Origin of the sequence: Roseomonas acroporae, assembly GCF_023223525.1 — a bacterium.
Taxonomy (GTDB): Bacteria; Pseudomonadota; Alphaproteobacteria; order Acetobacterales; family Acetobacteraceae; genus Roseomonas_E; species Roseomonas_E acroporae.
This window is the reverse complement of record NZ_JALPRX010000074.1, coordinates 1-6,761: the sequence shown is the minus strand read 5'-3', so window position 1 is coordinate 6,761 and position 6,761 is coordinate 1. Positions and strand designations below refer to the sequence as shown.

At 74.4% G+C, this 6,761-nt stretch carries 5 protein-coding genes; all 5 read right to left on the bottom strand.

Annotated features, from left to right (window positions below):
• Positions 1-177: 177 nt before the first annotated feature.
• The gene (locus M0638_RS17210; protein ID WP_248668233.1) at positions 178-1,062 is read right to left on the bottom strand and encodes an amidohydrolase family protein; all 885 of its coding nucleotides are present in this window, start codon (positions 1,060-1,062) and stop codon (positions 178-180) included.
• 5 nt (positions 1,063-1,067) lie between these two features.
• Positions 1,068-2,042 carry a Bug family tripartite tricarboxylate transporter substrate binding protein gene (locus M0638_RS17205; RefSeq protein ID WP_248668232.1) on the bottom strand — a complete coding sequence of 325 codons (975 nt, stop codon included), beginning with the start codon at positions 2,040-2,042 and terminating at the stop codon, positions 1,068-1,070.
• Between the two features lie 170 nt (positions 2,043-2,212).
• Entirely contained in the window at positions 2,213-3,205 is a 993-nt protein-coding gene (locus tag M0638_RS17200) for a tripartite tricarboxylate transporter substrate binding protein (protein WP_248668231.1), read from the bottom strand.
• Between the two features lie 30 nt (positions 3,206-3,235).
• Positions 3,236-6,310, bottom strand: coding sequence for a D-2-hydroxyglutarate dehydrogenase YdiJ (gene ydiJ, locus M0638_RS17195; RefSeq protein WP_248668230.1), 3,075 nt, complete (start codon positions 6,308-6,310; stop codon positions 3,236-3,238).
• 18 nt (positions 6,311-6,328) lie between these two features.
• Positions 6,329-6,761 (bottom strand): NAD(P)-dependent oxidoreductase (locus M0638_RS17190; protein WP_282572107.1); only part of this gene is annotated, 433 nt, incomplete at its 5' end.

Below are 6,761 nucleotides of genomic sequence, written 5' to 3'. Positions count from 1 at the left end.
GGCGAAGCCGCTGTCGGCCACGAGTACGATCGGCCGCTCCGGCAGGCGGGTCCGAATGAAGCCCATCTTTGCCATCGTATCCACGGCGGTCCGATGCCGGTCCGGAGGCCTCAGGCTGCCGGTGGGCGAGGTCTGGAGAAGGCAACGCCCTTCCCCCAGGGCCGCCCATGCCGCGGATCAGGACGAGGATGCCTCGAAGCCATAGAGCGCTGCGGGATTGTCCACCAGCATCCGGTGCCAGAGCGTTGTGGAACCGATCCAGGCCGCGCAGCGGTCGAGGAGGTCGGCGTCGTCCGGCTTGCGGTTCGGCGGCTGCGTCGGATGCGGCCAGTCGCTGCCCCAGAGGAGGCGGTCCGGCGCCGCCTGCGCGAGCGCCGTCGCCACGCGGCCGGAATCGGCGAATCCGGGTGCGCCGGCGCGGCTGCGGATGTAGGGGCCGGAGATCTTCACCCAGGCCTTGCCGCCGTCGAGCAGCCGCCGCACCGTGCCGAAGGCGGCGCTTTCCGTCCCCGCCGGCTGCGGCACCTGGCCGAGATGGTCCAGCACCACGGGGCAGGGCAGCCGCGCCAGCACCGGCTCCAGCGCGACGAGCAGCGGCTCGGGGGCGTTGACCTGGACGTGCCACCCCAGCGCCGCGATCCGGCGGCCGAGCGGCGCCACCGACGCCGCCGTCAGCACGCCGGGCATGGTGAGGTTGAAGCGCACGCCGCGCACGCCGGCCGCGTCCAGCCGCCGCAGTTCCGCATCGGCCACATCCGGCTCCACCACCGCCACCATGCGGTGCTCCGCGCGCCCCAGCGTCTCCAGCGCCTGCAGGTGGCGGCTGTTGTCGGTGCCGTAGGCCGAGGGCTGCACCAGCACGCCGCGCGAGAGGCCCAGGCGTTGCCGCAGGGCGCGGTAGTCGGCCTCCACCGCGTCCGGGTGGTGCGGCGTGCCGGGCCGGGACGGGACACGCGCGTCGTAGACGTGGAAGTGGCAGTCCGTCGCGCCGGACGGTACCGCCGACCGGGGCGCGGCCATGCCCGAGGACCAGGCCACCTTCCCTTCCGCTTTCGCCGTCATTGCCGTCAATCCAGCGTCGCGCCGGAGACCCGGACCAGGTTCTCCCACATCGGCCGCTCGCGGGCGGCGCGGGCCGCGGCCTCCGCCGGCGTCGTGCCCAGGGGCTGGTTGCCGGTCGGGCGGAAGCGGGCCTGCACGGCAGGATCGGCCGCCGCGTCCCGCATCGCCGCCGAGATCCGCTCGACGATGGCGGCGGGCGTGCCGGCCGGCACGGCCACGGCGCCCCAGGAGGTCACCACGAAGTCGGGCACGCCCGCCTCCGCCATGGTGGGCACGTCGGGCAGGTCGGGCGCCCGGGCCGCGGAGGTGACGGCCAGGGCGCGCAGCTTGCCGCCGCGCAGGTTCGACAGGGCCGTCGGCAGGTTGTCCACCGTCATCTGGATGTCGCCGCGCAGCATGCCGGTCAGGGCGTCGGCGCCGCCGCGGAAGGGGATGTGCGTGCCCTGGATGCCGGTGCGCCGGCACAGCATCTCGCCGGAGAGGTGGACCGTCGTGCCGACGCCCGAGCTGCCGAAGGCCACCCCGTCCGGACGCGCCTTCGCCCAGGCGATGAACTCAGCGAGAGTGCGCACCGGCACGTGCTCGGCGGGCACCACCACGACCAGCGGCGCCTCCCAGCCGAGCGAGGCCGGCACGAGGTCCTTCTCCGGATCGTAGGGCAGGTTGCGGTAGAGGTACTGGTTGATGGCGAGGCTGTTCACTGCGCTGGCCCCGAGCGTGTAGCCGTCGGGCGCCGCATGGGCGACGGCGGCGGTGCCGATGGTGCCGCCGCCGCCGGTGCGGTTGTCCACCACCACCGGCTGCCCCAGCCGCGCGCCGAGCGCTTCGGCGATGAGCCGGCCGGCGAGGTCGACCGCGCCGCCGGGCGGGTAGGCGACGATCATCCGCAGCGGGCGGATCGGCCAGGCCTGCGCCCTGGCCAGGCAGGGCGCGGCCAGCAGGCCGGCCGTGGCGGAGAGGAGAAGACGACGGTGGATCATGGCCGGGGCGTTTCCTTGTTGTCGCGGTTATCGTGGGTTCGGTGGATCAGATCGGGCCGCGGGCGGCGGATCCGGATGGCGGCGGCGTCATGCCCTGCCCCAGCTGGCTTCCGGCCTCGCGCAGGCGGTGGTTCCGGACCGGCCCGAGACCACCGCGCGGCAGGGCGGCTTCACTGCTGCCACGGGGTCCGCTCCCAGATCCGGCGGTAGCGCGCCTCCTGCTCCGGCATCTGCGCCTCCCACTCGGCGCCCGGCAGGTAGGCCATGGGGAGTTCGAGCTGGCGCGCCTTCTCGGCCCATTCCGGCTTGGCCACCACGCGCGCGATGGCTTCCTGCAGGCGCAGGGCGATCTCGTCGGGCGTGCCGCGCGGCGCGCCGATGCCGCGCTCGCTGGTCATCAGCACGTCGTAGCCCTGCTCGCGGAAGGTCGGCACGTCGGGCATCAGGTCCCAGCGCTGCGCGCCCATGGCCGCCAGGGGCCGCAGTGCCGGCCGGTCCTGGCCCAGCATGCCGATCTCGCCGAGGTTCAAGCCGGCGACGTCGATGTGCCGCGCGAGCAGCGCGTTCTTCACCAGCCCGGCGCCGGCATAGGGGGCGTGGATGAATTCGGTGCCGGTGACGGCCTGGAACAGCGTCAGGCCGAGATGGTCGTCCGTGCCGACGCCGGAGGAGCCGACGCTGATCCGGCCGGGGCGCCGCTTCGCATCGGCGACGAGGTCGGCCAGGGTGCGGTAGGGCGAATCCTGGTGCACCACGAAGGCGGTCGGGTCGTCGACCAAGCGCGCGATGGTGCGGATCTTTGACCGGTCGTAGCGGACGCGGCGCTCGATCGGGACGGAGAGGTAGCCCGGCGTGTTCAGGCCGCCGATCGTGTAGCCGTCCGGCCTGGCGTTCTGGATGGCGACGTAGGCGGTCTCGCCGCCCGCGCCGGGGCGGTTGCTGACCACGAAATTGGCGCCGGGCAGCTCGGCCGCCAGGAAGATGGCCATGGCGCGCAGCATGACGTCCGTGCCGCCGCCGGGCGCGAAGCCCACGACCATCTCGATCGGGCGGCCGACGGGCCAGGCGGGCTGCGCCAGGGCCGGGCGGGCGAGCGGCGCGGCGGCCAGGGCACCCCCCGCGGCCAGCAGCGCACGGCGGCCCAGGAGCCGTTGATGTGACATTCTTCGTCTCTCTCTCGGGAACGGATTGCGTCAGGCCGGCCGTGGCAGGGCCGGCGCCGGTCGGGTCGTGCCCGCACGCAGGGCGGCGAGGAGCGCCTGGGCGGGATGCAAAAGCGCGACGCCCTCCAGCCGCTTCACCTGCGAGCGGCAGGAATAGCCGGTGGCGAGCAGCTGCGACGGCTCGGGCGTGGCCGCGACGTGGCGCCGCCAGCTCAGCCCGTAGAGGTGTTCGGACATGGCGCGGTGCCTCGCCTCGTGGCCGTAGGTGCCGGCCATGCCGCAGCAGCCGGCGGGCAGCACCTCCAGCGCCAGCCCGTGGCGCCGGAACGCGGCCTGCCAGTCGCGCAGGCTGGCGGTGGCGTTGGTGCGCTCGGTGCAGTGCGGCAGCAGGCGGTAGGGGGCGGGGGCGGGGGCGAGGTGAAGGGCGTCGCCTTCCCGCTGCGCCAGCCATTCCTGCAGCAGCAGCACGGGCGGGACGGCCTCGCCGGTCTCCTTGTACTCGTTGCGGTAGGTCAGCGTCATCGACGGGTCGATGCCGATCAGCGCCACGCCCGTCTCCGCCAGGGCGCGCAGCATCGCCGCGTTCGCCGCCGCCGCGCGGCCGAAGGCGCCGAGGAAGCCGTGCACGTGCAGCGGCTTGCCGTTGGGACGGTAGGGGGCGATCCAGGGCCGCGCGCCGATCGCGGCCAGCAGATCCAGCACGTCCAGCACCAGCGCCGTCTCGTTGAAGCTGGTGAAGGCGTCCTGCACCAGCACGACGGAGCGGGCACGCTCGGCGGCGTCCAGCGCCCGCAGCGCCTCCGGCGTGGCGAGGGCGATGCCGCGCCGGCGCAGTTCGGCGCCGAGGTCGATGCCCGAGACCGGCGGGCTGTCCACCAGCCCCAGCGCGCGCAGCGCGGCGCGGCCGGGGGTGCTGCCGACCAGCCCGTTGTAGAAGCGCGGCCAGCGCGCCGCGTGCGGCAGGGCGTGCTCGACCGTGGCGACCAGGTAATCCTTCAGCGGCCGCAGATAGCGGCCGTGGTACAGTTCCAGGAAGCGCGCGCGGAAACCCGGCACGTCCACCTTGATCGGGCAGCCGCCGGTGCAGGACTTGCAGGCGAGGCACTCGTCCATCGCCGCCTTCACCGCGTGCGAGAAATCCGCCTCGCCGCGCCGCGCCGCCCGCGTGTTGCGGACCCGCGCGAGGAGCCCGGCCAGCGGCGAGGCGGCGCGCAGGGCCTTCGCCTCCGCCACCGGGTCCACCCCGGCCTCGGTCAGCCGCTTCAGCCATTCGCGCACCAGCATGGCGCGGCCCTTGGGCGAATGCCGCCGCTCGCGCGTGCCCTTCCAGGAGGGGCACATCGGCGCGTCGAAATCCCAGTCGAAGCAGGCGCCGTTGCCGTTGCAGTGCATCGCCGTGTCGTAGGGGGCGCGGACATGCGCGGGGATGATCCGGTCCGCCTGGCCGCGCGTCGGCACGCCGTCCACGCGCAGCAGCGCGCCGCCTGCCGGCGGGGTGGCGATCTTGCCGGGGTTGAGCTGGTTGCGCGGGTCGAAGGCGCCCTTCACCGCCTGCACCAGCGGGTAGAGGTCGCCGAAGAAGCGTGGCGAGTATTCCGAGCGCACGCCCTTGCCGTGCTCGCTCCAGAGCAACCCGCCGTGGCGCTGCGTCAGCGCCGCGACGGCGTCCGAGACCTCACGGAGCATCGCCTCCTGCGCCGGGTCCTTCATGTCGAGCGCCGGGCGGACATGCAGCACACCGGCGTCGACGTGGCCGAACATGCCGTAGGCGAGGCCGCGCTGGTCCAGCAGGGCGCGGAACTCGGCGATGTAGTCGGCGAGCGCCTCGGGCGGGACGGCGGTGTCCTCCACGAAGGCAAGCGGACGCCGCTCCCCGGCCATGTTGCCGAGCAGCCCGACCGCGCGCTTGCGCATGTCCCAGATGCGGCTGACGGCCGCCTCGCCGCGCGCCACGGTATAGCCGAGGCGGCGGCCGGCGAAGCCCTCGGTGTCGAGCATGGCGGTCAGGCGCGCGAGCGGGGCCTCCACCGCCGCCTCCGTGTTGCCGACGAACTCCACCAGCAGGACGCCCGCCGCCTCACGGCCGGCATCCACGGGGAAGTACTCCCGCACGCCCTCCCAGACGATGTCGTTCCGCGCCAGGCCCAGCACCTTGCTGTCCACCGTCTCGACCGAGGCGGCGCCGAAGGCCATCAGCGGACCCGCGTCGCGCAGCGCGGCGTCGAAGCTGTCGTAGCGCAGGTTGATCAGCGCGCTGTGCCTCGGGATGGGCAGGACGTTCAGCGTCGCCTCGACCAGCACGCCCAGCGTTCCCTCCGAGCCGCAGAGCACGCTGTTGAGGTCGAAGCGCCCCGCGCGATCGCGGATATGCGCGAGGTCGTAGCCGGTGAGGCAGCGGTTCAGCTTCGGGAAGCCGGCCTCGATCGCGGCGGCATGGTCGCGCGCGATGCTGCCGACGGCGCGGTGGACGGCGCCGACCAGGTCGGTGCGGCGCTGGATGGCGCGCAACTCGTCCTCGGCCAGCGGGGCGGACTCCCACACGGTGCCGTCGGTCAGAACCGTCCGCAGCGCCAGCACGTGGTCGCGCGTCTTGCCGTAGAGGCAGGAGCCCTGGCCGGAGGCGTCGGTCGAGATCATCCCGCCGATGGTGGCGCGGCTCGAGGTGGAGAGCTCCGGCGCGAAGAACAGCCCGTGCGGCGCCAGCGCCGCGTTGAGCTGGTCCTTCACCACCCCCGCCTGCACCCGCACCCGCCCGGCGGTGGCGTCGATCGCCAGGATGCGGTTCATGTGCCGCGACAGGTCGAGCACGAGGCCCGGGGTCAGCGACTGGCCGTTGGTGCCGGTGCCGCCGCCGCGCGGGGCCAGCACCACGCCGTGGAAGCGTTCCTCGGCCAGCAGCCGCAGCACCCGCGCCACGTCCTCGGCGTCGCGCGGGAACAGCACCGCCTGCGGCGGGACGCGGTAGACCGAGTTGTCGGTGGCGAGGACCGTCCGCGCCGAATCCGACAGGTCGATCTCCCCCGCGAATCCCGATGCCGACAGGGCCGCGGCGAAGGCCTGGGTGAGCGCCTCGGGTACCGGCGCCTCGGGAATGCGGGGGATCATGGCGCGTCGAGCCTCCGCTCAGGCCGCCGGCAGCAGAGGCGCGGGGAGGCCGCCCGGCACCACCACCGCGCCTTCCAGCGCGGGCAGTCGCCCGGCCAGCACGGCGACGATGCTCTCGGCCGCGCCGCAGGCCATGCCGGCCGCGCCGCGCGGCGTGTTGGCGGCCAGGTGCGGCGTCGGCACCACGCGCGGATGGGTGCGGAAGCGGCTGTCCGCCGCCAGCGGCTCCTTCGCGAAGACGTCGACGCCGGCCCAGCTCACCTGGCCGGAATCGAGCGCCGCCAGCAGCGCCTCCTGATCGACGATGCCGCCGCGCGCGGTGTGCACCAGGATGGCGCCCTTGGGCAGCAGCGCCAGCTCGGCCGCGCCGATCATGCCGCGCGTCTCGGCCTCCAGCGGGCAGTGCAGCGACAGCACCTCGGCGCGTCGCAGCAGCCCGGGCAGCGTCGCG

Bases quoted from the DNA above. Each gene is read 5' to 3' on its own strand.
- M0638_RS17205 (WP_248668232.1), bottom strand. From the start codon at position 2,042: ATGATCCACCGTCGTCTTCTCCTCTCCGCCACGGCCGGCCTGCTGGCC.
- M0638_RS17200 (WP_248668231.1), bottom strand. From the start codon at position 3,205: ATGTCACATCAACGGCTCCTGGGCCGCCGTGCGCTGCTGGCCGCGGGG.
- M0638_RS17210 (WP_248668233.1), bottom strand. From the start codon at position 1,062: ATGACGGCGAAAGCGGAAGGGAAGGTGGCCTGGTCCTCGGGCATGGCC.
- ydiJ (WP_248668230.1), bottom strand. From the start codon at position 6,310: ATGATCCCCCGCATTCCCGAGGCGCCGGTACCCGAGGCGCTCACCCAG.